This window comes from Octadecabacter temperatus (assembly GCF_001187845.1).
Lineage (GTDB): Bacteria > Pseudomonadota > Alphaproteobacteria > Rhodobacterales > Rhodobacteraceae > Octadecabacter > Octadecabacter temperatus.
Map to the genome: position 1 here is coordinate 1441544 of NZ_CP012160.1, position 25129 is coordinate 1466672.

The 25129-nt window shown below is 54.8% G+C and carries 24 protein-coding genes; 19 read left to right on the forward strand and 5 right to left on the reverse strand.

The features are described from left to right. Positions 1 to 102 precede the first annotated feature (102 nt). The gene (locus OSB_RS07285; RefSeq protein WP_327196171.1) at positions 103 to 1455 is read right to left on the reverse strand and encodes a HupE/UreJ family protein; all 1353 of its coding nucleotides are present in this window, start codon (positions 1453 to 1455) and stop codon (positions 103 to 105) included. Between OSB_RS07285 and OSB_RS07290 the strand changes: the two genes are divergently transcribed. After that, positions 1448 to 2254, forward strand: a complete 807-nt coding sequence (locus tag OSB_RS07290) for a DUF4198 domain-containing protein (protein ID WP_049834368.1) — start codon at positions 1448 to 1450, stop codon at positions 2252 to 2254. The two genes, OSB_RS07285 and OSB_RS07290, sit on opposite strands and share 8 nt — an antisense overlap. 39 nt (positions 2255 to 2293) lie before the next feature. On the opposite strand, the gene OSB_RS07295 is transcribed toward OSB_RS07290, so the two are convergent. After that, a complete protein-coding gene (locus tag OSB_RS07295) occupies positions 2294 to 3712 on the reverse strand; it encodes a pyridoxal phosphate-dependent decarboxylase family protein (RefSeq protein WP_074202205.1) in 1419 nt (472 codons plus the stop codon). A 253-nt stretch (positions 3713 to 3965) separates the two neighbouring features. Here OSB_RS07295 and OSB_RS07300 point away from each other — a divergent pair, with 253 nt between their 5' ends. Then, complete coding sequence (locus OSB_RS07300) at positions 3966 to 5156, forward strand: hypothetical protein (protein WP_049834369.1); 1191 nt, start codon at positions 3966 to 3968, stop codon at positions 5154 to 5156. Between the two features lie 6 nt (positions 5157 to 5162). Here OSB_RS07300 and OSB_RS07305 read toward each other — a convergent pair whose 3' ends face one another. Next, positions 5163 to 5834 (reverse strand): 1-acyl-sn-glycerol-3-phosphate acyltransferase, encoded by a 672-nt coding sequence (locus OSB_RS07305; protein ID WP_049834370.1) that lies wholly within the window; start codon positions 5832 to 5834, stop codon positions 5163 to 5165. A 162-nt stretch (positions 5835 to 5996) separates the two neighbouring features. Between OSB_RS07305 and OSB_RS07310 the strand changes: the two genes are divergently transcribed. From OSB_RS07310 to OSB_RS07320, 3 genes are all read left to right on the forward strand, one after another. After that, a complete protein-coding gene (locus tag OSB_RS07310; RefSeq protein ID WP_049836086.1) occupies positions 5997 to 6887 on the forward strand; it encodes a PfkB family carbohydrate kinase in 891 nt (296 codons plus the stop codon). Beyond that, entirely contained in the window at positions 6884 to 7792 is a 909-nt protein-coding gene (locus OSB_RS07315; protein ID WP_049834371.1) for a pseudouridine-5'-phosphate glycosidase, read from the forward strand. The genes OSB_RS07310 and OSB_RS07315 overlap by 4 nt, the downstream gene beginning before the upstream one ends. Positions 7793 to 7942: 150 nt before the next feature. Next, complete coding sequence (locus OSB_RS07320; protein ID WP_082166515.1) at positions 7943 to 8665, forward strand: DUF502 domain-containing protein; 723 nt, start codon at positions 7943 to 7945, stop codon at positions 8663 to 8665. A gap of 9 nt (positions 8666 to 8674) precedes the next feature. Here the strand turns inward: OSB_RS07320 and OSB_RS07325 are convergent, their stop codons facing one another. Next, the gene (locus OSB_RS07325) at positions 8675 to 9703 is read right to left on the reverse strand and encodes a patatin-like phospholipase family protein (RefSeq protein ID WP_234967360.1); all 1029 of its coding nucleotides are present in this window, start codon (positions 9701 to 9703) and stop codon (positions 8675 to 8677) included. Further along, positions 9700 to 10485 (reverse strand): 3-hydroxybutyrate dehydrogenase, encoded by a 786-nt coding sequence (locus tag OSB_RS07330; RefSeq protein ID WP_049834373.1) that lies wholly within the window; start codon positions 10483 to 10485, stop codon positions 9700 to 9702. The genes OSB_RS07325 and OSB_RS07330 overlap by 4 nt, the downstream gene beginning before the upstream one ends. Before the next feature lie 174 nt (positions 10486 to 10659). Between OSB_RS07330 and OSB_RS07335 the strand changes: the two genes are divergently transcribed. The 14 genes from OSB_RS07335 to OSB_RS07400 all read left to right on the forward strand — a co-directional run bounded on the left by OSB_RS07335 (position 10660) and on the right by OSB_RS07400 (position 25071). Then, positions 10660 to 11277, forward strand: coding sequence for a hypothetical protein (locus OSB_RS07335; RefSeq protein WP_049834374.1), 618 nt, complete (start codon positions 10660 to 10662; stop codon positions 11275 to 11277). A gap of 335 nt (positions 11278 to 11612) precedes the next feature. Next, positions 11613 to 13445, forward strand: coding sequence for an extracellular solute-binding protein (locus OSB_RS07340; protein ID WP_049834375.1), 1833 nt, complete (start codon positions 11613 to 11615; stop codon positions 13443 to 13445). A 492-nt stretch (positions 13446 to 13937) separates the two neighbouring features. Then, positions 13938 to 14891, forward strand: a complete 954-nt coding sequence (locus OSB_RS07345) for a GAF domain-containing protein (protein ID WP_200802541.1) — start codon at positions 13938 to 13940, stop codon at positions 14889 to 14891. 125 nt (positions 14892 to 15016) lie between these two features. Further along, the gene (locus OSB_RS07350) at positions 15017 to 15532 is read left to right on the forward strand and encodes an SRPBCC family protein (protein WP_049834377.1); all 516 of its coding nucleotides are present in this window, start codon (positions 15017 to 15019) and stop codon (positions 15530 to 15532) included. 36 nt (positions 15533 to 15568) lie between these two features. Continuing rightward, positions 15569 to 16054: a (2Fe-2S)-binding protein gene (locus OSB_RS07355; RefSeq protein ID WP_049834378.1), complete on the forward strand. Its 486-nt coding sequence runs from the start codon at positions 15569 to 15571 to the stop codon at positions 16052 to 16054. Between the two features lie 12 nt (positions 16055 to 16066). Then, entirely contained in the window at positions 16067 to 18433 is a 2367-nt protein-coding gene (locus OSB_RS07360) for a xanthine dehydrogenase family protein molybdopterin-binding subunit (protein ID WP_049834379.1), read from the forward strand. A gap of 63 nt (positions 18434 to 18496) precedes the next feature. Continuing rightward, entirely contained in the window at positions 18497 to 19282 is a 786-nt protein-coding gene (locus tag OSB_RS07365; protein ID WP_049834380.1) for an FAD binding domain-containing protein, read from the forward strand. Positions 19283 to 19360: 78 nt separating this feature from the next. Further along, positions 19361 to 20287, forward strand: a complete 927-nt coding sequence (locus OSB_RS07370; RefSeq protein WP_074202206.1) for an XdhC family protein — start codon at positions 19361 to 19363, stop codon at positions 20285 to 20287. A 371-nt stretch (positions 20288 to 20658) separates the two neighbouring features. Next, on the forward strand, positions 20659 to 21291 hold the full coding sequence (locus OSB_RS07375) for a tyrosine-type recombinase/integrase (RefSeq protein WP_049836088.1): 633 nt from the start codon (positions 20659 to 20661) through the stop codon (positions 21289 to 21291). A 283-nt stretch (positions 21292 to 21574) separates the two neighbouring features. Continuing rightward, a complete protein-coding gene (locus OSB_RS07380) occupies positions 21575 to 22240 on the forward strand; it encodes an aquaporin (protein WP_049834382.1) in 666 nt (221 codons plus the stop codon). A gap of 62 nt (positions 22241 to 22302) precedes the next feature. After that, on the forward strand, positions 22303 to 22530 hold the full coding sequence (locus tag OSB_RS07385; protein WP_049834383.1) for a hypothetical protein: 228 nt from the start codon (positions 22303 to 22305) through the stop codon (positions 22528 to 22530). Between the two features lie 54 nt (positions 22531 to 22584). Then, positions 22585 to 24084: a class I adenylate-forming enzyme family protein gene (locus OSB_RS07390; protein ID WP_049834384.1), complete on the forward strand. Its 1500-nt coding sequence runs from the start codon at positions 22585 to 22587 to the stop codon at positions 24082 to 24084. Further along, a complete protein-coding gene (locus OSB_RS07395) occupies positions 24071 to 24715 on the forward strand; it encodes a DsbA family oxidoreductase (RefSeq protein ID WP_049834385.1) in 645 nt (214 codons plus the stop codon). Before OSB_RS07390 ends, OSB_RS07395 begins: the two co-directional genes overlap by 14 nt. Beyond that, a complete protein-coding gene (locus OSB_RS07400; protein WP_049834386.1) occupies positions 24712 to 25071 on the forward strand; it encodes a potassium channel family protein in 360 nt (119 codons plus the stop codon). Before OSB_RS07395 ends, OSB_RS07400 begins: the two co-directional genes overlap by 4 nt. Positions 25072 to 25129: the final 58 nt, after the last annotated feature.

A 25129-nucleotide genomic window follows, 5' to 3' on the forward strand; every position in this document is an offset into this window, starting at 1 on the left:
ACAGCACCAAAAATTCACTCTGGTAACGTGCTACGTGATAGCCCCTAACAAACCGTTACTAAGACGTTTTGATTGTGGGATTCTCCAATAAAAACCGATCCGTTAAAGAAACACGCGTTCAACAACCCAATACGCGCCGATAAGCGCGATACCGATACTCGCAGGCATCGCGACCATGTGGCGGTAGCTTTCAAACCGTTCCACCGCACAAGACGCCGCACAGAGACCGGACAGGGCTGCAACCATGAACAACAGCGGCAAGTAAGCCTCGACCGCATCTGCGCCCAGCGCTGAAACAGGGATGATCGCCAATGGCACAACGAGAATAGCGATGGCCATATAAACCCAAGCGGCTGGCTTGTTGGCTTTGCCGTCTTCAGAAAGACGGATCGCGGACACCACGATGATAAAGGCAATCGCGATGCACAACAGCTGGCCCAGTTCGACGCCAATGTTAAAGCCGAGCAATGCTGGCAGGACAGCACCGTCCGGCAGACCATAGGCCGTAAGCACCGACGCGAAGCCAAGCCCGTGCAGCAGGCCAAAGCAGAAGATAATCGCGGGTCGCCACGGGTTCAGACCATCCGTGAATATGTTCTCGACAGCGACATAAACAATCGATGCTGCAATGATGCTTTCGACGATCCACATATGCTCGTCTGGGATGTTGACATACCCCATCGTCGCCAGCGCCAATGTCACCGTGTGGGCCGCAGTAAACGCTGTTACCTGCCAAAGCAGCGGGCGCATTTTGACGGACAAGAAGAACAAGCCCAGCACGAACAGAATGTGATCCAATCCAAGCGGAACAATGTGTTCAACGCCAACAGGGATAAAGCGCATAAACGCCTCGCCACCAGACATTTCATCGCCACCCGCTAGGGACACTGGATCTGTCAGGCCACCGCCGGACAAATAGCCGTCCCATCCCCCTTCAACGCCCACTTGACGCAACACAAGCACACCGTATTCAGAAGGCCATTCGATCTGCATATCCTGGGCACCATCTGGAAGCGTGCCTTGAAAAACCAACGTAGATTGGCGCACGACCTCGACATCGCCGACCTCAGGCACGTCAAACGATGTCAGTGACAGCGCAACCGGCTCACCACCCGACAAAACTGTAATTTGATCCGCCATGTTTGGCCAATAGGCCTGCATTTGGGCACCAAGGGCATCAGGTTCAAGCGCGCGTAGGGTGTCATAAATATCGGCTTCTGGCGCGGCTTCCGTGTCTTCCAGACCGTCCAAATCGATTCCGGCAACGATGCTTTCGAAGTTCCCTTCAAGGCGGAACGTGATCTGATCGTCCACGACCTCCATGTCGCCAATCGTCGGGAATACTTCATGGGCATTTGCGAATGACGCGAGCGTGATCCAAACGAGGGCAGCCATTGACACCACCCGCATGAATGTCACCTTTGTCTCAGCCCAAACGGAGTTCCCCATGCGCATACTCGCCATCCTTCTAACAGTCTTTGCCGCCCTACCCGCCCAATCCCATGAATTCTGGATTGAACCATTGGCGTATCAAGTTGATTCAGATGGAATGATTAGCGGCGAGCTTATCAATGGACAAGAGTTTTCAGGGGCGCATCTGGGATATCTTCCTCAACGGTTTGAACGTTTTACGGTTGCAGCGGGCATGCGCCAGAACGATGTCGAAAACCGCCTTGGTGCGCGGCCTGCTTTGAATATCGACCCTCTGGCTGAGGGATTGCACGTAATTAGTTATCAGTCGCGGCTTGCAACAATCGGCTATTCGGAATGGGCTAAATTCTTGGCCTTCGCCGAGCATAAGGATTTCGCCGACATTGAGGCCATCCACGATGCCCGCGGCCTGCCCCGCACCGGTTTCTCCGAAGGGTACTGGCGGTTTGCCAAGACCCTCGTTGGTGTTGGAAACGCAATGGGGCGCGATTTCAACACCGGTCTCGCGACCGAGTTCGTCGCGCTTGATAATCCCTATACAGATGATCTGAGTAATGGCATCCGCGTTCAGCTGTTCTACCTCGGCAACCAGCGCGCCGATGCCCAAGTTGAACTGTTTGAAAAGGCACCCGACGGCACCGTCGCCGTTACCCTGCACCGCACAGATGCGATGGGTGTTGCCACCCTGCCCGTCAAAGCGGGGCACAGTTATCTTGTCGATGCGGTGGTGCTGCGCGAGCCTGACCCAGAACTTGTAGGTGAGGCCGATATTGTATGGGAGACCCTGTGGGCAGCCCTGACGTTTGGTGTTCCAGCGGAGTAAATGGTGGCTGGGCGCAGTCCCGCGGCTGCCCGAACAGTTTTATTTACAACGACTTACGGCATCCTCAACAGCTTTGATCGATTGGCGGATGTTGTCAGACGTCGTGCGGTGGTTCACCAGCGCGGCACGCAGACAGGGTTTCCCGTGGATCACCGTGGTCGAAAAAACCGCCTCGCCGCTCAGTTGGAGCTCAGCCGCGATTTTGTTTACGTCTCCATGCGCGACAGAGAAGCAACACACATTGGACGCGACCGGAAACGCGAGCTCTAGCAGGTCGGATTCCTCGACCAAGTCGGCCATCAAATTGGCCTGCTTGCAATTGTCGGTAATGGATTTCGAAAACGCCTCGGTTCCGATGGACTTAATTGCTGTCCAGACTTTCAACGCTCTGAAGCCGCGGGACAGCTCAAGCCCGTAGTCACAATACCACACGTCGCCGCCGCCAAGGCCCGCGTCCTGCTGTTCCAGATAATTCGGGCGCGAGGTGAAGCTGTCAAAGTGCAAAGTCTGGTCATAAATCATGCACGCCCCGCAGTCGTACGGGACGGACAACCATTTATGAAAATCGCATGAAATCGAATTGGCCCGCTCCATTCCGTTCGTCAGCTGTTTCCATGGATCGTCAGCCAGCTTGGCCCAAAAGCCGAAAGCCGCATCGACATGAAACCAGATGTTCTGCTCGCCGCAGAAATCAGCTATCTTATCTAATTCATCAAACGACCCTGTGTTCACGGATCCGGCTGTTCCGACCACCGCCAACGGCACCCTGCCCGCCGCACGGTCTGCGGCCACCGCGTCTGCCAATGATGTTAAGTTCATTTTCATGTTGTCGTCCGTATCAACGACATGAATTGCATCCGACCCGTAGCCGATCGCTTCTAGCGCTTTGCTAATGCACGAATGGGTTCCTTTGCGGACATAGACCGCAACATTTGGCAGTGATTGAATACCGGTCTTTCGAACATCCTGACCAAACTGGCGATTGCGCGCAGCAATCAGGGCGAGGATCGTCGCTTGTGACGTTCCTGTTGTTAAGATCGCTGAGGCGTCGTTGGGCATGCCCGAAACACCGAGCAACCAATCCAGCGTTGCGCGCTCTACCTCAATGGCGCCGTGATCACGGCCACCACAATTGCTATTCATCGTGGCCGCCACAAGCTCGGCCCCAACAGAGACAGGCAACCCGGCGCCGTGTACCCAGCCAAAGAAATTCGGGTGTGTGTTACCCGTGGCATAAGGCATGATTTCAGATGTTAGTTGGTTGAAGGTTTGCGCAGAACCCGCCCCTGTTTCTGCGTCTTGCAGTGACAACCGTTCGCTAAGATCATTCGGCTTTGGTTGCCATGGCAGATCTCTTGCTTGCTTCATACGATCAAGGCATTGATCCATTAACTTGTGCATGTCGCGGCTGAATTCATCCCAGTTCTCTGGGTCAAGGTGGGCACCCTCATGCGTCATAGCGAAGCCTTTCTGAAAGCAGTGTTGCGGTCTTAGAACATTTTTTTAGGTCGCTTCGCAACTTCAACCGAACTTGCTACTTTCTTTGGCGTTTCGTCCATCAAAGGACTGAAACTTTATCCCTCACAAAGCGCGCTAACACGGTATCAAATGCCACCCGTCCCAGCTTTGCGTTCAACCCAAATGGCTGCATGTTCTAGGTGCGCTGTTTCACCAGCTTGCCAGCAAACCGACAGCGCGGTTTAACGCAAATATGCTAAATGCACTTATCCTTGCTGTCGTCGTTATTGTTGGCGGCATCCTGATCCTTCCAAGGGTCGCAAATGCGCAGCTGTGGCGGGCCACGATCACACCGCTTGCCTCGATCATCGGGAGCGGCTTCTTGGTTCTCGGGCCGATCCTCGACGTCAGCTATGGGGGGTACGCGCCATTGGTGATGGCAGGGCTTTGTGTGGTGGCCTACCTGTTTGGCAGCGCAATTCGGTTCAACATCGCCCAGATAGATCGCGGACATTCGCGCCCTTCGTTTACTGAACAATTGGACAAGGTTGCATCGGTCGTATTGGCCTTCGCATTTATCATTTCTGTTGCGTATTACTTGAACCTGTTTGGCGCATTCGGGGTTAGCCTTACGGACCTCAACAACAGCCAGAACGCACGTCTACTTACGACCTCGGTATTTGCGATTATCCTATTGGTGGGCTGGACGCGCGGTTTTTCAGCACTAGAGCGCATGGAGCAAATCACCGTTGGGATCAAACTTGCGATCATTGCGGGCCTGCTCTTCGGCCTAATCGTGTATTTTGGCGAAGCGGTCCATGACCAAACACTCGCGTTTGACCCTGCCCAAGTTTCAGGTTGGGGGGCACTCACACTTGCGGCGGGTTTGATCGTGACCGTTCAAGGGTTCGAGACATCACGCTACCTTGGTAATGCATATAGCGCAGCGCTTCGGATACGTTCGATGCGTTTGGCGCAATTGATCTCTGCCGTGATTTATATCGCCTACATTGTTTTGCTCACTTATGCGTTGGACGCAGGATCTTTGACGCTTAGTGAAACCGCGATTATTGATCTTACGGCCATTGTTGCGCCTGTGCTTCCACTTTTGCTTGTGGCCGCTGCATTGAGTGCGCAATTTAGCGCGGCGGTGGCCGACACCAGCGGTGCAGGTGGCCTTATTTCCGAAATCACCAAAGGCAAAGTGAGCGAAAAAAGCGCCTACGGGGTGCTTGTCATTGTCGGCGTGTTTCTAACGTGGACTGCGGATGTGTTCCAAATCATCAGCTACGCCTCACGCGCGTTTGCAGCTTACTATGCCCTGCAAGCAGGTATCGCAGCGATTTCAGCACATCAAACAGGCCGCACAGCCAAGTCAGGTTTTTTTGCGGTTTTGACCTGTGTTGGCATCGCAATTACGGTCTTTGGCCAAGCAGTTGAATAGAGCCGTTTACGAATTCAACAACCGCTCCAACTCAATGTTAAACGCTTCCAATTCCATGTTTGCGTCCAGCTCAATCGGTTGCAAATCAAGACTGACATGACGGCGGCCTTTTTTACGGCCAATAAAGCTCCAGAACAGATCATGGGTGGCGCGTTGGAACTTTCCCAAACCATCAAGGCGCAACAACATCACAGGGGTATCCGGCTCAGCCCGTAGGATTTCATGAACCCCAGAGAGATACGGCTTCACGATCTCCTCAGGTTGGCGACGCACCTGCCCCGCAGGAAACAGCAGAATGGAATTCCCGTCCCCCAAAAGCGTATGGATTTTCTCCAATGTCTCAACCTTACGCTGGGCGCGTTTTTCTTCTGGCCATGCTTTTGGCGAACTCATAGGAACGGCCCCTGCGACATACATCGGGAACCACTGCGCCCAGTTGTGGTATTCATCATAGTGAACTGTCGGGCGCACACGTGTCGTGGAATAAAGGGTCGTTGCGATCAGCGGCCCGTCATGGCGGCTGACGTGCGTGGCCAAAATCAATGTCCCCGGCTGGGCTTGCAACAAGTGCTTGCCTGAGGCGCTGACGTTATAGAACAGCCCATAGTACGTGCGCAGCAGCACAAAAAATAAATGGCGGGTCCACTTACCGAGCGTGGCATCAAAAAATCGCATCATGGGGCAACCTTGGCAGAAGAGTGAATTGATTGAAAGTTGGGAAACTCTCGAGACGTGAACATCGTTCATTTATGCCAATTTAGCCGCCAACAGTAAGGTCAGGCATTCCATACCCAACACACCCCGTTGACCTTATGCAGTGGCCGCGCCATGAACTTCCGTATGAAACAACCTGACATTCTTTGCATCGGTTCCTTCCTTTGGGACATCATCGGACGCTCATCCAGCAGCATGCGCGCGGGATCTGATGTACCGGGCCGTATTACGCGCCTGCCCGGTGGCGTCGCGATGAATATCGCAATGACGCTGAACAACTTTGGCCTCACACCCGCGGCCCTGTCCGCCGTTGGGCGCGATCTTGAAGGGGATGAGCTTGTCGGTGAGGCCGCGCGCCTCGGGATTATCACCGATTACGTCTACCGTTCGGAAGACCTGCCAACCGATTCCTACATGGCGATTGAGGGCGCGAACGGGTTGATTGCGGCCATTGCGGACGCACATTCACTTGAGCAAGCAGGCACCAAAATCCTTCGCCCGATGTCTGACGGCACCTTAGGTAGTGAAACCACGCCTTGGTCTGGCCTTGTGGCGCTGGATGGCAACCTCACCCGTGATCTGCTGGCAGACATCGCAACATCGCCACTGTTTGCGGCCTCCGATTTACGGGTCGCACCAGCGTCACCTGGTAAGGCGGAACGCCTTCTGGCCCTTGTCGGGCACCCATCCGCGACGCTTTATGTGAACCTCGAAGAAGCTGGGCTGCTGTGCCAAACCACGTTTAAAACTGCACAAGACGGCGCCAAGGCGTTGACAGAACGTGGTGTGCACCGCGCCCTTGTGACCGATGGCGGCAATCCCGCTGCTGAATGCCTGAACGGTGACATTCTAACGGCGCAGCCCCCAGAGGTTCTCGTTACACGCGTTACAGGCGCGGGTGACACGTTTATGGCGGCGCACATCGCGTCAGAAATCCAAGGCATGCCGCGTCAAGCCGCGCTGGAACGCGCCCTCAACGCTGCCGCAACTTACGTTTCCGGAGAAACACCTTCATGACCATTCCAATGACTTTCGCGCCAGACGTAGCAACCGCCAAAAAGAACGGCACACCCATCGTTGCGCTTGAATCCACAATCATCACCCACGGCATGCCTTACCCGCAGAACGTCGAAACCGCGCGACTGGTCGAGGAAGAAGTTCGTGCTGGTGGTGCAGTGCCTGCAACCATCGCCGTATTGAATGGAACATTGCACATCGGCCTCACCGACGTGGAACTCGACACCCTTGGCCAAGCCCAAAACGTCGCCAAGCTCAGCCGTGCAGATATCGCAGCTTGCATAGCAACGGGTGGCACAGGTGCGACAACCGTGGCCGCCACGATGATCGCGGCACATCTGGCGGGTATCAAAGTGTTTGCGACAGGCGGCATTGGAGGCGTCCATAAAGGCGCGGAAACCACGTTCGACATTTCCGCTGACCTGAACGAGTTGGCCCAAACGCCGGTGACCGTCGTGGCCGCAGGCGCCAAAGCCATTCTAGATCTTGAGAAAACCTACGAAGTCCTCGAAACGCTGGGAGTTCCTGTCATTGTATATGGCCAAGACACCCTTCCCGCGTTCTGGTCCGCTACATCGCCCCTGCCCGCGCCCCTACGCATGGACAGCGCAGCTGACATCGCGGCTGCACATGAAATGCGCGTCGCGATGGGCCTCCCCGGTGGACAGTTGGTCACGAACCCGATCCCAAGCGACGCACAGATCCCCGCTGAGACCCTTGCCCCGATCATTGCGCAGGCTTTGACGGAAGCTGACGCACATGGCATCAGCGCAAAAGGCGTCACGCCGTTCCTGCTTGGTCGTATCCTTGAGCTTACCGATGGAGCGTCATTAACGGCGAATATTGCACTGGTGCGAAACAATGCACGTCTTGCTGCCCAAATTGCAGGCAGTTTGGCGACCTAAAGGCGCAGTTATCCCGCCAATCATTGTGGAAGCGCCCACCATCCCCTACATAACATCTGTCCGCACCTTCGCGGAGCATGTATCCAAGGCTGCGCTTAAGTGAAAACGATCAAAGACCCGACTACACCGCGCCGTTCGCTTATCGGTGGCATGCGGACCAATTTCCTCGCCGGCCTTGTGGTCATCGCGCCAATTGGCCTGACGCTTTGGCTGATCTGGACCGTTGTGGGCTGGGTCGACAGTTTCGTATGGCCGTTCGTTCCAAACGCTTATCAGCCCGAAGAATTGCTGAACTGGGCGCTCGGCCGCACTGTTGGTGATGAAAATTGGATCACGGTTAACGTGCGCGGCATTGGCGTCTTTGTCTTCCTGCTGTTTACGATGCTTGTGGGTTGGATGGGCAAAGGCCTACTAGGACGTAGTTTCCTTCGCTGGGGCGAAGGGCTTGTTGCGCGCATGCCGGTCGTGCGCTCCATCTATAACGGCGTCAAACAAATCGCCGAAACGGTTTTCGCACAGACAGAAACCAGCTTTGATAAAGCCTGCCTGATTGAATACCCGCGCAAAGGTATCTGGGCGATCGCCTTTGTGTCGACCTCAACCAAGGGTGAGATTTTGGACAAGGCAGACACAGGACCAATGACGTCCGTGTTCTTGCCAACAACGCCAAACCCGACATCGGGTTTTTTGTTGTTCTTCCCGACCCGCGACATCATCGAGTTGGATATGACGGTGGAAGACGCGGCCAAATTGGTCATCTCTGCAGGTCTTGTCTATCCGGGTGAAAAAGAAGGCGAACTGTCAGAGTCCTACACCGACCTTGCAGAAAAAATCGCCCATACGCATAAGTCTGACACGGACGCTGCTGAGTAATCCGCGCTTTTACTCAGAGAACATCTCTTGAAGATCCACGGTATCACGTTCACCTAAATCGTTGTAATGATTACTAATAAACGTGTCCGCCGCGGCCCGTCCGGCGGCCTTTAAGCGCGCCAATACAACTGGATTTGGAACAGATTTCGTCGCCACACTCAGCTCATTCATCAGCACGTCATCAGACACCATGTGCACCAATACGTTCTTCATCGCGCCTTTAGGCATCGACCCTGCGGCAAGCAAACGCTTCACAAAGTTAATCGCCCGAAGTTCGCGAAAGAGCGAACTGTTAAAGCTGATCTCGTTGATCCGGTTCTGAATGGCTTGGCTGTCCGTAGGAACCTCTTCGCGGTGCAGCGGGTTAATGTTGATGACCATGATGTCTTCCGGCAATCCTGCCTCAAACAACGGGAACAGCGCGGGGTTACCGGTGTAACCACCGTCCCAATAGGCCTCGCCGTCGATCTCAACCGCTTTGTACATCGTTGGCAAACAGGCGGACGCCATCAGCGCCTCACTTGTGATACCGTCGCCTTTGAAGATCTTGATTTTACCAGTGCGTACATTCGTGGCACAAACATGCAATTCTGGACCAGTTTCGGCACAAACCGCATCGTAACTCATCTGGTCGACAATCGGCTTCAACGCATTGCTGTAAAACGGACCAGACCCATAGGGCGACATCATGCGTGTCGTCATATCCAAGGCGGCATAAGCTGGCGAATAGGCCATCGCAGCGGATAGGATGCTTGTCGCGGGAGACATAATATCCATCCATTGCGACATGGCCTCATCCTTGACCGCACCAACCTGCCCCCAGAACCAATTCAGGTTCTCGCGCGCGCCTTCACGCCCACCGTTCAGCATCCCAGCCTTCAATGCTGCGCCATTCATCGCCCCTGCAGAGGTTCCAGAAATCGCAGCGATTTCAATGCGATCATCCTCAAGGATGCGGTCCAACACGCCCCAAGTGAACGCACCATGTGCACCGCCGCCCTGAAGCGCGAGGTTGATGCGTTTTACGTTTTTTGTCACAGCGCCGTCCATCCGCCGTCAACGCTGATGGTCGTTCCTGTGATCTGGGCAGCCGCATCAGATGCAAGGAACACAACAGTGCCCCCAAGCTGTTCAACGGTTGCGAATTCCTTGGAAGGTTGGCGCTTAAGCATGACGTTCTTAATCACGTCTTCGCGGCTCATGTCATATTCTTTCATCGTGTCGGGGATCTGCGCCTCGACAAGCGGTGTCAGCACGTAGCCTGGGCAAACCGCGTTGCAGGTGATTGGTTCTTGCGCAGTTTCCAAAGCAACAGTTTTGGACATGCCAACAATCCCGTGCTTGGCCGCGACGTAGGCTGATTTGTAAGGTGAAGCCGTCAAACCGTGGGCTGAGGCAATGTTAATCACACGTCCCCAACCTGCCGCCCGCATCATCGGCAAGGCCGCCGCCGTGGTGTGGAAAGCAGAACTCATGTTGATCGCAATGATCGCGTCCCACTTAGCCGTCGGGAATTCGTCGATCGGGGCGACGTGCTGGATGCCCGCGTTGTTGATCAAGATATCACAAGCGCCAGCATCCGTGATGAGGCGGCGGCAATCATCAGCCTTTGACATATCAGCGGCAATATAGGTCGCCTTTACGTCGAATTCTTTAGCGATTTCAGTTGCTAACGCATGATCCTCCTCGCGGTCTGAAAACGAATTCAGAACAACATCCGCGCCCGCTTTGGCCATCTCACGCGCAACGCCAAGGCCGATGCCTGAATTTGAACCCGTAATGACGGCGGTTTTTCCTGTAAGAGGTCCGTTGTTTGACATGGTTTTGCTCCTGCGTTGCGTTTGGCGTAGTATATGCTGCATCTGCACAATGCGCGAGTGCTCGTCGTAGCCGCATTGAATTAGCCAAATTTGCCCTATCCTTGCCCCGATTTGTCCACGATTCACGCGTAAAACACTCGCGAACCAGACAACTGTTTCGAATTTGGACGTAGAATGACCCCGATTATCTCAAATGCAGGCGAAACGCGCTTTTTGTTCGGCACATTTGCGGATGTCGACAGCGCGCCTGTTTTTCAGGGCGCGGTCGTTTATGGGGCCAATCTTACTTATGATGCCGAAACAGGCCTGCCAAACGGTGGCACGGTCGACCGCATTGATGTTCAGACCCGATCTGCAGCTGTGGTTCTAAAGACCCACTCAACCTACCCTGACATTCACATCACCGTTGCGGACCTTAACGCCGCATATGCTGATGTGGATACGCCTTGGTATGATGCAACGGACGTTCTTGCGACAACCGACCAAACCGAAGATGCCCCGCTTGATCTGAACGTTGAACTGAACGCCAAACAAATGGATGAACTGGTTTCAGGTAAAAAAGCGCTTTACCTCACCACAGGTGAATTCTTTAGCGCGAACGAGCTGAGTGGAATTTTTGCGGCGGCTTCCCGAAATAATCGGCCGAAACAACGCGCTAAGGCAAAACAGAAAAACCGCAAGAACGACGTTGTCGTTTCCTTAAACGCGACATTTGAAAACGCGGCCACGTCCAGCCTCAATGATCTCGACATTGAAGCGTTGGAAAACGAGCTTCGGGTAGGCACACTTTAGGCCACCCGAATCTTTCACGATATTCAGCATACTTCACCCTGCCGCGTTAAGTATTCTTAACGCCCGATTCTGGTGATTCCTGCGGTCAGTTTTCACAACCTAAAATCAAAAACATAAATCACTGCTCGCCCTTAAAAAATGGGCAGAAAAAAACCCCAGCCGAAGCTGGGGTTAAGTTATTGAGGCAGGTTTCATACAGGCAAGAAACCTATCGAGCAGTGACCTTTGTATAAGCGTTAGGCCGCCCGCATCCAAGCTAAAAGTTTGAAAAGGTTTGTTTCCACCTCTAACGTGGCCCCAAGAACAGATTCATTGAAACGGGGAGCGGGACCAAAATGACCACAGGAATATACACAAGGCTGGGCGCGACACTGCGCACGACGGCGCTTGCAATGGCGACCACAGCGCTTGCGACGTTTGCCAATGCTGAGGCAACACATGGCATAGCTATGTATGGCGACCCTGCCCTACCCCTAGATTTTGCGCATTTACCTTATGCCAACCCCGATGCGCCATATGGCGGATCTATCGTCACGGCCAACGTCGGATCCTTTGACAGCCTGAACCCGTTCATCGTCAAAGGCTCGGTTCATTGGCAGATGCGTTTCTTGATGGGCGAAAGCTTGATGGGGCGCTCTTTGGATGAACCTTTCTCGCTTTATGGCCTTCTCGCCGAATCGGTTGAGACCGCTGAAGACCGCTCATGGGTCGAATTTACCCTCCGCCCAGAGGCCCGATTCTCTGATGGCAGCCCAGTTACGGTCGAAGACGTGATTTGGTCTTACGAAACTCTCGGCACTGTGGGTCACCCGCGCTACCATGGCTTCTTTAACAAAGTAGACAGCATCGAAACCGTCGGCGAGCGCGGCGTGCGTTTCAACTTCAATGAAGAAGACCGCGAATTGGCGCTTCTCGCGGGTTTGCGTCCGATTTTGCAGAAATCCCAGTGGGAAGGCTTGGATTTCGCTGAATCCGGCCTCGATGTGATCCCTGTCACGTCCTCCCCCTATATCATCACCGACTTTGAAGCTGGCCGTCACATCGAGATGACACGCAATCCCGACTACTGGGGTGCCGATATCGTGCCATTCGTGAACGGGCTTTATAACCTCGACACGATCCGTATGGAGTTCTTTGGCGATGAAACCGCCGCGTTTGAGGCCTTCAAAGTGGGGGAGATCAACACCAACCGTGAATTCAACGTCGCCAAGTGGGACAGCCAGTATGACTTCGCGCTGATGCAGTCGGGCGATTTTGTACGCTCCATCCTGCCGCACTCGCGCCCTAGCGGGATTACAGGCTTCGTCATGAACACCCGCCTGCCGCAGTTTGAAGACATCCGCGTACGCGATGCGATGATCCATGCGTTCAACTTTGAATTCATCAACGACACGATGACAGGCGGCGCGCAGCCGCGCATCACCTCCTATTTCTCAAACTCGCCACTGGCGATGCAAGACGGCCCAGCCACGGGCCGCGTGTTGGAGTTCCTTGAACCATTCGCCGACAGCATCCCTGCTGATGCGATCACAGGCTACGCCCTGCCCGTGTCTGACGGATCAGAGCGTAACCGCGCCAACATCGGCGCTGCGCTCGATCTGATGGAACAGGCTGGCTACAGCGTTCAGGACGGTGTGATGGCAAACGCGGACGGCGAAGCGTTCACCTTTGAAATCCTGCTGAAATCAGGCTCAAGTGAAAACCAGTCGATGGTGGACATGTATGTCGAAAGCCTCGGTCGCCTTGGCATCACGCCAACGATCACTGTGGTGGACAACGCGCAATACTCTGAGCGTACGGATGTCTATGACTTCGGCATGACCTACTACCGCCGCGGGCTATCCCTGTCCCCGGGCAACGAACAGTACCTCTACTGGGGCGTTGAAGGCGCTGACGTTGAAGGTGGGCGCAACATGATGGGCGTGAAGTCCGAAGCGATCGACGCGATGATCGACCACTTGCTGACGTCCCCAAGCCAAGACGACTTCCTCGCCGCAACGCAAGGCTTGGACCGTCTTCTGACGTCTGGGCGCTACGTGATCCCGATCTATCAGTGGAACATCAGCCGCATCGCCCACGACAAGAACCTGCACTACCCAGAAACCATGCCGATCTTCGGCGACTGGCCCGGCTGGCAGCCAGACGTTTGGTGGTATTCAGAAGACTAAAGAAAAGGCGCTCCTCGGAGCGCCTTTTTGTTGCGGCGCAACGAATTTCTGCAATGAACCCAAAGCAGAAGTGTAAAATTCCCGTTTCGCGCGCTCGCAGCGGGGAGAATGCTGCGTAAGCGAAAGCCGCCATGCCGTCGCGCAACGAAAGAAACTGTCAATGGTGTAGCCCGTAGCATGGATCAACCGGCGAATTTACAAGTTGCGGGACTAAGCTGGCTTTCAATTCTCCCTTTCAAAGGGTTTCTTGCAGCCAAAACCCACCTTTCTACTGCCTCTCGATTGCCTTTCAAACGCTGCGTTCAGGTTAAAAGAGCGGACCTGGTCAGTTGCAAAAGTCACTTCACTGGGTCGGTTTTCGCCGTCTGGATCGGGGCTGCAACCGCACACTTTTCTTCAATGTCAGTTTACCTCCGCGCAGGTCTTCAATGGTCAAATTTGACTCTTTTAGGAAATTGAGAATGATTGCGGAGGGAGACACAAATCTTGGCAATGCTATCAACAACACACGTCGAGGCTGTAATCGCATCGGTGCAATCAAAGTCGGCGGCCGCGCGCTCTCGGCTTGCAGCGTCTTGGCGCCGCTCGATGTTGTCGCATGGTCTTGATCCGTCCCATATGGCCCCACAGGCCTGTCTTCCCGGTCAAGATATCGCCGAACGACGCGACGCTTTGGGCCGTGTTATGGATATTGCAGCCCCCAAATTAGATCGACTTTTCGAGCTGGTGGGGAGTTCAGGCTGTGGCGTTGTATTGACGGACTGCGATGGCGTCGTTGTGGATCATCGTTTTTCGGACGCCGACCAAACGGTCTTTGAAGGATGGGGGCTGGGGCTTGGCGCGGTGTGGAGTGAAGCGACCGAAGGTACCAACGGCATAGGAACCTGCATCACCGAAGAGCGCGCAGTTACGATTCACCGCAACGAGCACTTCATGGCGCGCAACACCGCGATGAGCTGCATCGACGCCCCGATCTTTGGATCCGATGGGCAACTGATAGCAGCTCTTGATGTGTCTTCAGCGCGTGCCGACCAAACGCAGGCCATCAATGGGATGATTGCTGAAATGGTATCACAGATTGCACGCACGGTTGAGGCCGACAATTTCCGTGCGACCTATGCGCAGGCCCGTATCGTGGTTGCAGATCACGTCGATGCGTCCAGCTCCATGTTGTTGGCTGTCGATGCCGACGACGTGGTTGTCGGGGCAACCCGTGGCGCGCGAAAGGCTTATGGTTTGGAAGCGCAAGGCGCGCTATCGCCGAGGGCGGCCAGTGATCTGTTCGGGCGTGGCGACGGCCCTGTCGGATTTGAAAAGGCAGAACGCGCAGCCGTTGTGCGTGCTTTGGTTCGCGCCAACAATAACGTCAGCGTCGCGGCCCGCGATCTGGCTGTGTCCCGTGCGACGCTCTACCGGCGTATGAAACGGTTGGGTTTGAGCGAATAACCCGCCGCCTGTCTCAGATGTGCGACACTTGTTGGATGGCTTGACGTAAAGGCCACTTCCCAGACCTCCCTAAAATTGCTGCTCTGTCTACTTCGAGGAGCCATTGATGGACTGGGAGGGCCGCAATGAAATTATCCGACCAACGAGAGATCGCTGCTGAACGTCAAACCGTTTGGGAGGCGATCTTGAATCCGGAGGTTCTAAAGGCCTGCATTCCGGGCTGTGAGGAACTGACCGGATCGCACGAAGACGGGTTCGAAGCCGTCGTCGTACAGAAAGTCGGTCCCGTGAAAGCCAAGTTTAAAGGTGAAGTCACAATTTCCGACGTGGTGATCGGCGAAAGCCTGACCTTGTCGGGGCAAGGCAAAGGTGGGCCTGCTGGATTCGCCTCGGGTTCGGCGGACGTTCGTCTAACTGATATAGAGGGTGGCACGCTGCTCGAATATGATGTCGATGCCAAAGTGGGTGGTAAGCTTGCCCAACTCGGCAGCCGGATTATTGACGGATTTGCCAAGAAATTGGCTGGCCAATTTTTTGAGAGGTTTCAGGAAGGGCTGGAACCAGAACTCGAAACCGTTGCCGAAAATACAGACCAGAAAGAGACGAGAAAGGGATGGATCGGGCGCATGTTCAAAGCATAGCGCACCGACTTTAGATCATTTTCCAAGGAGGAAGAGATGCCTAAAATTACGATGAACATCAACGGACGCGAAACGTCGACAGAGGTGGAAAACCGCACCCTGCTATCGACGGCATTGCGTGAAAACCTGCATCTGACAGGCACCCATATCGGCTGCGACACCAGCCAGTGCGGCGCTTGCGTGGTGCATGTGAACGGCAAGGCCGTGAAATCCTGCTCTGTCTTTGCGGCTGAACTTGATGGCGCGACGGTCGACACCATCGAAGGCCAAGCCAACGCAGACGGATCGCTGAACGTGATCCAGCAGGCCTTTCAGGATCACCACGGATTGCAGTGCGGGTTTTGCACGCCTGGCATGGTGATGAGCGCGGCTGAACTTCTGAAAGTGAACCCCAAGCCCTCTGAGGCTGAAATCCGCGATTACCTTGAGGGGAACATCTGCCGATGCACCGGATATCAGGGCATCGTGAACGCAATCATGGCAGCGAGCGGGCAAGACGTCCCCTCGATTGCCGCAGAATAGGGAGGATACCAAATGCCAGACGGAGGAATTGGTGCACCAACCAAACGCCGCGAAGACACGCGGTTTCTGACGGGCCGCGGGAAATACACAGACGATTTCACGCCCCAAAACACATCCTATTGCGCCTTTGCCCGCAGCCAAGTGGCGAATGGCAAGATCAATAGTGTCGACATGAGCGCGGCGGCAGAAATGCCCGGCGTCTTGGCGACATTCACAGGCGAAGATTTCGTCGAAACCGGCGGGAACCCCGCTGGTTGGGCCATCGTGAGCCGAGACGGCGAGCCGATGAAAGAACCCAAGCGGCCTGTTCTGGCCCATGGTAAAGTCCGCCATGTTGGCGATGCTTATGCGGCTGTAGTTGCCGAGACGCTTGAACAAGCGCTCGATGCGGTGGAAGCGATTGAAGCGGACATTGAAGAGCTCGATGCAGTGACCGACATGGCTTCGGCCGTCGCGAATGCAGGTTCACTCGTTCATGACGAAATCGAAACGAACACCTGTTTTGACTGGGGCTGGATCGAAGACAACCGTGCCGCCACGGACGATGCCATTAAGGCCGCGCCACATGTGACGACGTTGGAATTGGTCAACAACCGTCTGGTTCCGAACGCTTTGGAGCCACGTGCCTCTATTGGTGAATACGACCCTGGTACGGGTGACTATAAACTTACGACCACATCCCAGAACCCGCACCTATCACGGCTTTTGATTGCGGCGTTTGTGCTTGGAATTCCTGAGAACAAATTGACTGTTTATGCGCCGGACGTCGGTGGCGGATTTGGTTCGAAGATCTACCACTACAGCGAAGAAGCTTTGGTTCTTGCTGCAGCTAAGAAGCTGGGTCGCCCTGTAAAATGGACGGCAACCCGCACAGAATCCTTCCTTGCAGATGCCCATGGTCGTGACCACGTTACAAAGATCGAACTGGCCACAGAAACCGATGGCACTTTCATCGCGTTCCGCACGGAAACGATGGCCAATGTCGGGGCTTACCTGTCTAACTTTGCGACTGTGACGCCAACCTTCCTGCACGGCACGTTGATGGCGGGGAACTATACGGTTCCCAATGTCTACGTGAACGTCAAAGCGGTGTTCACCAACACGGCACCCGTCGATGCCTATCGCGGCGCAGGACGGCCAGAGGCGACCTATTCACTCGAACGGGTCATCGACAAGTGCGCCCGCGAGTTGGGGATGGACCCTGTCGAAATCCGCCGCAAAAACTTCATCAAAAAGGATCAATATCCTTACGCTTCAGCGGCTGGTCTTGAATACGACAGCGGTGATTATGACGCCTTGATGGACGGTTTGGAAAAGACTGCCGACCTTGCCGGATTTGAAACGCGCCGTGCAGAAAGTGCCAAGAACGGCAAGCTACGCGGGCTTGGTATCAACGCCTACATCGAAGCTTGCGGCATCGCGCCGTCCAACCTTGTCGGCATTCTTGGCGCGCGTGTTGGTCTATACGATGCCGCGACTGTGCGGGTGAACCCGACGGGCAATATTTCGGTCATGGTTGGGGCGCATAGCCACGGCCAAGGCCATGAAACCGCCTTCCCGCAGATTGTTGCGGATATGCTGGGGGTTGATCCGTTGTCAGTCGACATCGTGCATGGTGATACGTCGAAAATCCCGTTCGGGATGGGCACTTATGGATCCCGCAGCCTTGCTGTTTGTGGGTCCGCGGTGTTCCGCGCAACGGAAAAGATCATCTTAAAGGCAACTGCGATTGCAGCGCACATGCTGGAAGATAAACCGGAGAACATCGAGTTCAAAGACGGCGTCTTTACGATTAAAGGCACCAACAAGAACGTGGGCTTTGGTGATGTCGCACTTAAGGCCTACATCCCGCACGACTACCCGATTGAGGATCTCGAACCGGGCTTGGAAGAAACAGCGTTCTATGATCCGGCGAACTTCACATACCCGTCGGGCGCTTATGCCAGTGAGGTTGAAGTGGACCCTGAAACTGGCAAGGTCACGATTTGTTCGATGGTTGCGCTAGATGACTTTGGCGTTGTCGTGAACCCGATGATCGTCACAGGCCAAGTGCAGGGCGGTTTAGCGCAGGGCATTGGTCAGGCGTTGTTGGAAAACAGCGTCTATGACGAGAACGGCCAACTGCTGTCAGGATCGCTCATGGACTACGCGATGCCACGGGCAGACGATCTGCCAAATTTGGTGGTCGATCATAGTCATGCGACGCGCTGCACCCACAACCCGATCGGGTCCAAGGGTTGCGGTGAAGCGGGTGCAATTGGGTCGCCTCCGACGATCGTGAACGCCGTGGTCGATGCGCTGGTACGTGGGGGGCATGATGTCGATCATATCGATATGCCTGTCTCTCCGTCACGCGTATGGGCGGCTATGAACAAATGATCTCTCGTAGGCCAAGGGTTGGGGTCCGCCCCTGCCTTTGGTCACAGAATAAGGACATGAAACATGTATGATTTTGATTTGGTAATCCCCAGTTCGGTGGCCGAGGCATCCACAGCAATGAAAGCTGATGGCGCGCAGGCATTGGGCGGTGGGCAGACACTCCTGCCAACAATGAAACAGCGATTGGCATCGCCGGACGTTTTGGTGAGGCTAAGTGGCCTTAGCGAACTAGTCGGTGTGAACGCTGCATCGGGTACGCTCAGTGTTGGTGGCGCAACGACCCATGCGCAGGTTGCTGACGAAGGCGCTGCTTTCCCTGCTTTGGCGGTTTTGGCTGGCAATATCGGTGACCCAGCCGTGCGCAATCGGGGTACTATCGGCGGCTCAATCGCCAATAACGATCCGGCGGCTTGCTATCCGGCAGGTGCACTCGGGGCCGGTGCGACAATCGTCACCAATACGCGTGAAATTGCGGCGGACGACTACTTTGTCGATCTGTTCGAAACCGCGCTTGAGGAAGGTGAGATCGTCACGGGCGTGAACTTCCCCATCCCTGATGCGGCGAACTATCAGAAGTTCGACCAGCCCGCCTCTCGGTTTGCTTTGGTCGGTGTTTTTGTTGCCAAGTTCGGCGACGCCGTGCGTGTGGCCGTCACAGGCGCGTCCAACAGCGGAGTATTCCGCTGGAGCGAAGCAGAAACCGCATTGGGCGCCAATTTCGCGCCAGATGCAGTCGAAGGCCTCTCTGTGGATGCCGGTGATCTGATTTCGGACCTGCATGGGTCTGCAGAGTATCGTGCGCATTTGATTGGCGTACTGACTAGGCGCGCGGTGCAGGCTTGTACCTAAGCCGAAAAAAACGGGTGAGGACGTCACAATTGTGGCGTTCTCACTTCTTTCAATATCGTTCGAAAGCCCCTTATGCACATGACTGCGATCACTACCGCGCAACCCAACACGCGTGATCCGCTTCTTGCACTGGCGATGGGCGAGGTTTCTGGCGTGGTGGCCTTGGTTATACGTACCGAAGGTCCTTCTTATCGCTCCGTTGGGGCATCAATGGTCTTTGCTGACGACGGTAGCCGGATTGGCAGTTTGTCATCGGGATGTATCGAATCCGATCTCGCCTTGCATGCCGCTGAGGTAAAAGCAGATAACTCCCCGCGGCGCATCCTCTACGGCTCAGGGTCGCCTTATGTGGATATCCAGTTGCCCTGTGGCGGCGGCCTCGAGATCCTGTTGTTGCCGCAACCGCAACCCGATGAACTGGCGTTGATTGCCAAGATTGTGACCGATCGTCACGCAATTGACCTTTCCATCGCAATGGAAAGCGGCCGAATTTCGCAAGGCCCACCATCAAAGACCGGAATTTTTGGCCCGAACTTTGCCCTGCACCTTACGCCTCCGCTTAGATTTGTGGTCTTCGGTAAAGGCCCCGAGGCGACAACATTCACACGACTGGCCCAATCGCTCGGTTACCATGGTGCCTTGGTCTCTCCGGATCCAGAAACGCTGAACATTTCTGCCGTCGGCGAGTGGGACTTACATGAGATACACAGCCCAATTTGCCCGACAGGGGTATCATTGGATGAAAACACAGCCGTTCTGCTTTTCTTCCATGACCATGATTGGGAAGCCCCGATCCTCAGCAAAATCCTTGATCATGAAACGTTCTATATCGGATGTCAGGGCAGCCAAAAAACCAGCGAGAAGAGGCTTGCGGAATTGAACCTCATCGGAGTGTCCGCGGCGAAAATCCAGAAAGTTCGTGGACCGATTGGGCTAATACCATCCGCACGCGACAGCAGCACACTTGCGGTCTCGGTCCTTGCGGAAATACTCGCCAACCATTGAGGTTCAAACAGACAGTTCCGGTGTTTAGAGTGAAACGGCAGGATCACCTCGCATTTTGCTGGGCATTTTGAGATGACACCCCCAAATAGATACAACTACCAACTAATTAACGAACGCTATAACAAATGGCGTCTAGTGGAATCGTTCACCGAAACGATTAATCTTCTAGCGCTCATATTCCAGTTTTCGACTATTTACGCCTTTCGCACACTCCGTTGCATATGTCGTTTTGGGCTCTTCGCGGCCTAATGCGTTTGCAGAAACGCCGCTTGCCAGCGACTTCGGACAACGGCCATTCGACTGGAAGCTATGCTCTCTTTGTCGGCGCGGTGCTTATGTCTTGGTTTGGAAGGATGATTGGAGGGCATTTTATGCCAAGAGTCCAACTTCCCGCAGTCACCCCAATACACAAAGCATGGAACAAGGGCCGGATAATTGGTCAGAAACGACCGCTGTTTCCCAGACAAGTGTGGGCCATACGTGCCCGTCTCGAACTTGCAGGCCACCTGCGTGATAAGGCGGTGTTTAACGTTGCGATTGATAGCAAACTGCGCGGCTGTGATCTGGTCAAACTCGCCGTGGCTGATTTGGTCAAAGATGGTCGCGTGCGTGAACGGGTTTCGGTGATCCAGAGTAAATCCAAGAAACCAATTCAGCTCGAACTGACTGAAAACACACGTGATACTGTTTTTGAGTGGGTGAGATCACCTGAGATGATCGGATGCCGGTTCATGTTTCCGAGCTGCTTTCGTGACCGCCCGCAAATTTCAACACGCCAATACGGTCGACTTGTGCGAGACTGGGTGAAAGCGATTGGTCTGGAATCCAGCGGATACGGAACACACTCGATGCGCCGCACCAAAGCTGCGGAAATTTACCGCAAGATGGGCAACCTTCGCGCAATGCAACTTCTGCTGGGCCAAACGAAGGTCAACAGCACAGTGCGATACTTGGGCGTCGAGCTGGAAAATGCGCATAGAATCGCGGAGCGTATCGACCTATAATTGTCGATGGCGAGGGGTCGTGCCGTTCGCCAATGCAAAGCGGTCTTGTGTTACCATCACAGAATTGGTCCTTGGCGATCGCGCATGAGTTTACGCTGCGCGATCTAGGCTAGATTTACTGGTAAGAACGGCCGGTCTGGTGACCGCGACCGCGGCGGAGATATCAGGCTTACGTACATGTGAGAAATGCTGCATCAGCAATAGCTGCGGGTGCTAAAGGCCGCAAACCGGACATCCCTCTCTTTGTCTTGATCCCGTTACAAAACCCACCTAACCAATCGTAATGGATATTCAAAAACTCACCGCCGAAGCCTTAGGCACCGCATTTCTTCTTATTGGGGTTGTTGGGTCTGGCATCATGGCGCAATCGCTTACTGATGATATCGCCCTTGCGCTGTTGGCAAATGCCATCGCCACGGGCTGCACGTTGTATTTCATCATCACGATCCTTGGCCCCATATCCGGAGCCCATTTCAACCCCATCGTGACGCTGGCCTTCGCGATAAAAGGTGAGCATCCGTGGCGCCTCGTTGCCAGCTATATCCCTGTGCAGATCATCGGCGGTATCGCGGGTGTTTGGTTGTGCCATATCATGTTTGATCTGTCGCTTTTTCAGACCTCCAGCACCGCGCGTACTGGGGTGAACCAATGGACCTCGGAGATCTTTGCGACCTTTGGGTTGCTGCTGGTTATCTTTGGCGGGTTGCGCAGCCGTCCTGACACTGTGCCGACCCTCGTGGCGATCTATATTACAGGGGCGTATTGGTTCACATCTTCTACCAGCTTTGCCAACCCTGCCGTCACAATTGCACGCGCTTTTACGGATACTTTCGCGGGCATAAACCCAGCGCATGTCGTTGCCTTTATCGTCGCGCAAATCATTGGGCTTGCGATCGCGCTGCCAATGATCCGTTTGCTATTCTCTGACGAGACGCCAAAACAACCTTAACGAAGTTTCAACTTTGACGCGCTTTGATGATGCCGACCCTTTGCGTCATTGAAAGGAATGTCATGTCATGGACCCTTGCCCTCGCCAACTGGTCAGAACTGCTTGCGCAGCTTTGCACCCGTTTTCGACACCTAGACCACCGCGCATTGATCCGTTTTCGCGGCAATCGTGCCAAGATGAATCTGTACCTCGCTGAAACCCACGATTTGACCATCACAGAAGCCGCCCAAGCGCTGGATGACTGGCTTGCCTATAGCGCCGAACGAATAGCGCTACCCGACGCAGCCTAAGCCCATTTTCACAACACTTGCGCCTGACTACGCCTTTACGGTACCGCTTGGTACATGACCCGTGATCCTGTTCCATCGCCGTTCAATATGGCCGCGTATGTCCTGGCACGCGCGGGTGATAACCCCAATAAAACAGCGCTATCAATCCTAGGGCGCAGTACCGCCAGAAACTGGACCTATGGGCAAATTGAAGCTGCAATTCGGGGTGCCGCCACAGGGCTGTTAAACAGCGGATTGGTAGCAGGCGACCGCGTTTTGTTACGCCTTGGAAATACGCCGGATTTCCCAATCGCGTTTTTGGCATGCATCGCTGTGGACCTGATCCCAGTGCCGACGTCATCCCAGCTTACAGCGGCGGAAATCACGGCAATGGCAAAGGGTTTGAAGCCCAAAGCGATCATTGCGGGCGATGATATCGCGCTGCCCGAACATGTCGCGGCCCCCGTTATCGACGCGCCCACATTAGAAAGCTATTACACACTCCCCCATGCGGATTACGTGACGGGCGATCCCAACCGCGCCGCCTACATCATCTACACCTCAGGAACCTCTGGCGCGCCGCGTGGGGTTGTCCACGCACATCGCGCAATTTGGGCGCGCCGTATGATGCATGACGGTTGGTACGGGCTAACGCAAACCGACCGCGTCTTGCACGCAGGTGCGTTCAACTGGACCTATACGCTCGGCACCGGCCTGATGGACCCTTGGACGCTGGGTGCGACGGCGTTGATCCCCGAGGCCGGTACGACGGCCCAAGCGGTTCCTGCTTTATTGCGCGAACATAATGCCACGATTTTTGCCGCCGCACCAGGTGTTTACCGGCAACTCTTAAAGTCACAGATGCCACCGATCAACACCCTAAGGCACGGATTGTCCGCGGGTGAAAAGCTTCCAGATGCCACGCGAGATGCTTGGGAGACCGCCACAGGGACCCCCATCTATGAGGCCTATGGCATGTCGGAGTGTTCCACGTTCATCTCAGGCAGTCCAACCACACCGGCTGATGCTGGAACACTAGGCGCCCCCCAACCCGGTCGCCGCATTGCTTTGCTCTCCGACGACGCAACATTAGGCGATCATGGCCAAATCGCGGTGCATAAATCCGACACGGGCCTTATGTTGAGCTACTTCGATGCGCCCAAAGAAACCGCAAACCGTTTTCGCGGTGATTGGTTTTTGACGGGTGATGTCGGCCATCGTCTACCCTCCGGCGCGATCGGGTATGACGGGCGCGTGGATGACATGATGAACGCTGGCGGTTTCCGTGTTTCCCCCATCGAAGTTGAAACTACCCTTTCATTGCATCCAAATGTGAACGAAGCCGCCGCCGTTGCTTTGCCGATCAAAAAAGATGTCACAGTCATTGCCGCCTTTTACACCAGCACGGATGTGATAGAGGAAGATGAACTGTCGGCGCATTGCGCCAAACACCTTGCCCGTTACAAAACCCCGCGCCTCTATATCCGCAAGGACGCCTTGCCACGTGGTGCCAACAACAAACTCCTGCGCCGTGCGCTCAGGTCGCAATGGGAGACCGAAAATGGTCAAACTTGATATTATGTCCGACCCGATTTGCCCTTGGTGCTATATCGGCAAAACCAATCTTGATCACGCGCTGGAACAGCTCCCCGATCATCCGTTCACGATTGAATGGCATCCGTTTCAGCTAAACCCAACAATGCCGACCGAAGGCATGGGTCGCCGTGAATATCTTGAGGGTAAATTCGGCGGCAAAGACGGCGCCGTACGCGCCTACGCACCCGTTGTTCAGGCTGCCGAAACCGCTGGTCTAAAGATCGACTTCGAAGGCATGCAACGCACGCCAAATACGATCAACGCCCACCGCCTTATTCATTGGGCCGGCATTGAGCAGCGTCAATCCTTCGTCGTGCAGCGCCTGTTTGAAGCCTATTTCCGCGATGCCCGTGATATCGGCGATGTTGAGGTTCTCGCAGACATTGCGGACAGCTGTGAAATGGATGCTGGTGTTGTGTCCAAACTCCTCGCGTCTGATGCGGACCTTGATGACATGCAAAAGCGCGACCAACATTCGCGCGACATGGGCATCAATTCTGTTCCTACATTTATCATTGCCAATCAGCATGCTGTTCCCGGCGCACAGCCGACTGAAATGTGGCTCAAGGTGATGGGCGAAATCATGGAGCAAATAGAGGCCGCAGAGTGAGTCGCGGCCTTGTTGTCTACCTGATCGGTTCCCTTGTGATGATCGTCAGTGTCGGCACCGTGTTCTTTCATTTCGTCGAGGGTTGGAGCTGGCTAGACGCCTATTTCTTCACCGTTGTAACCCTATCTACAGTGGGATACGGGTCGCTTGTTCCCGTGACGGCAGTCGGGAAAATTGGCACAACAATACTGATATTCTTCGGTGTCATCGTGGTCGCCGCTGTTATCCAACACATCGGAGCATTCACATTGCAAAACCGCATTAAAGCCCGCGAAGAACTCATGAAGGCCCGCCACCGTGCGGCAGAAGCCGAAAAACGTGCAGACGCAGCGCTCGAACGCGGACCTGACGCGTGACGAGCGCACCCAAGACGCGTAAATTTGCGCCGACAAAGGCTCTCGGCCAAGTCGAGTT

Excerpts from the sequence above, each read along its gene's own strand:
- OSB_RS07340 (WP_049834375.1), top strand. The coding sequence starts at position 11,613 with ATGACCACAGGAATATACACAAGGCTGGGCGCGACACTGCGCACGACG.
- OSB_RS07285 (WP_327196171.1), bottom strand. The coding sequence starts at position 1,455 with ATGCGCATGGGGAACTCCGTTTGGGCTGAGACAAAGGTGACATTCATG.
- OSB_RS07395 (WP_049834385.1), top strand. The coding sequence starts at position 24,071 with ATGGTCAAACTTGATATTATGTCCGACCCGATTTGCCCTTGGTGCTAT.
- OSB_RS07300 (WP_049834369.1), top strand. The coding sequence starts at position 3,966 with ATGCTAAATGCACTTATCCTTGCTGTCGTCGTTATTGTTGGCGGCATC.
- OSB_RS07355 (WP_049834378.1), top strand. The coding sequence starts at position 15,569 with ATGCCTAAAATTACGATGAACATCAACGGACGCGAAACGTCGACAGAG.
- OSB_RS07310 (WP_049836086.1), top strand. The coding sequence starts at position 5,997 with ATGAAACAACCTGACATTCTTTGCATCGGTTCCTTCCTTTGGGACATC.
- OSB_RS07370 (WP_074202206.1), top strand. The coding sequence starts at position 19,361 with ATGACTGCGATCACTACCGCGCAACCCAACACGCGTGATCCGCTTCTT.
- OSB_RS07390 (WP_049834384.1), top strand. The coding sequence starts at position 22,585 with ATGACCCGTGATCCTGTTCCATCGCCGTTCAATATGGCCGCGTATGTC.
- OSB_RS07335 (WP_049834374.1), top strand. The coding sequence starts at position 10,660 with ATGACCCCGATTATCTCAAATGCAGGCGAAACGCGCTTTTTGTTCGGC.
- OSB_RS07350 (WP_049834377.1), top strand. The coding sequence starts at position 15,017 with ATGAAATTATCCGACCAACGAGAGATCGCTGCTGAACGTCAAACCGTT.
- OSB_RS07320 (WP_082166515.1), top strand. The coding sequence starts at position 7,943 with ATGCGGACCAATTTCCTCGCCGGCCTTGTGGTCATCGCGCCAATTGGC.
- OSB_RS07290 (WP_049834368.1), top strand. The coding sequence starts at position 1,448 with ATGCGCATACTCGCCATCCTTCTAACAGTCTTTGCCGCCCTACCCGCC.
- OSB_RS07375 (WP_049836088.1), top strand. The coding sequence starts at position 20,659 with ATGCCAAGAGTCCAACTTCCCGCAGTCACCCCAATACACAAAGCATGG.
- OSB_RS07305 (WP_049834370.1), bottom strand. The coding sequence starts at position 5,834 with ATGATGCGATTTTTTGATGCCACGCTCGGTAAGTGGACCCGCCATTTA.
- OSB_RS07385 (WP_049834383.1), top strand. The coding sequence starts at position 22,303 with ATGTCATGGACCCTTGCCCTCGCCAACTGGTCAGAACTGCTTGCGCAG.
- OSB_RS07330 (WP_049834373.1), bottom strand. The coding sequence starts at position 10,485 with ATGTCAAACAACGGACCTCTTACAGGAAAAACCGCCGTCATTACGGGT.
- OSB_RS07295 (WP_074202205.1), bottom strand. The coding sequence starts at position 3,712 with ATGACGCATGAGGGTGCCCACCTTGACCCAGAGAACTGGGATGAATTC.
- OSB_RS07380 (WP_049834382.1), top strand. The coding sequence starts at position 21,575 with ATGGATATTCAAAAACTCACCGCCGAAGCCTTAGGCACCGCATTTCTT.
- OSB_RS07360 (WP_049834379.1), top strand. The coding sequence starts at position 16,067 with ATGCCAGACGGAGGAATTGGTGCACCAACCAAACGCCGCGAAGACACG.
- OSB_RS07365 (WP_049834380.1), top strand. The coding sequence starts at position 18,497 with ATGTATGATTTTGATTTGGTAATCCCCAGTTCGGTGGCCGAGGCATCC.
- OSB_RS07345 (WP_200802541.1), top strand. The coding sequence starts at position 13,938 with ATGCTATCAACAACACACGTCGAGGCTGTAATCGCATCGGTGCAATCA.
- OSB_RS07315 (WP_049834371.1), top strand. The coding sequence starts at position 6,884 with ATGACCATTCCAATGACTTTCGCGCCAGACGTAGCAACCGCCAAAAAG.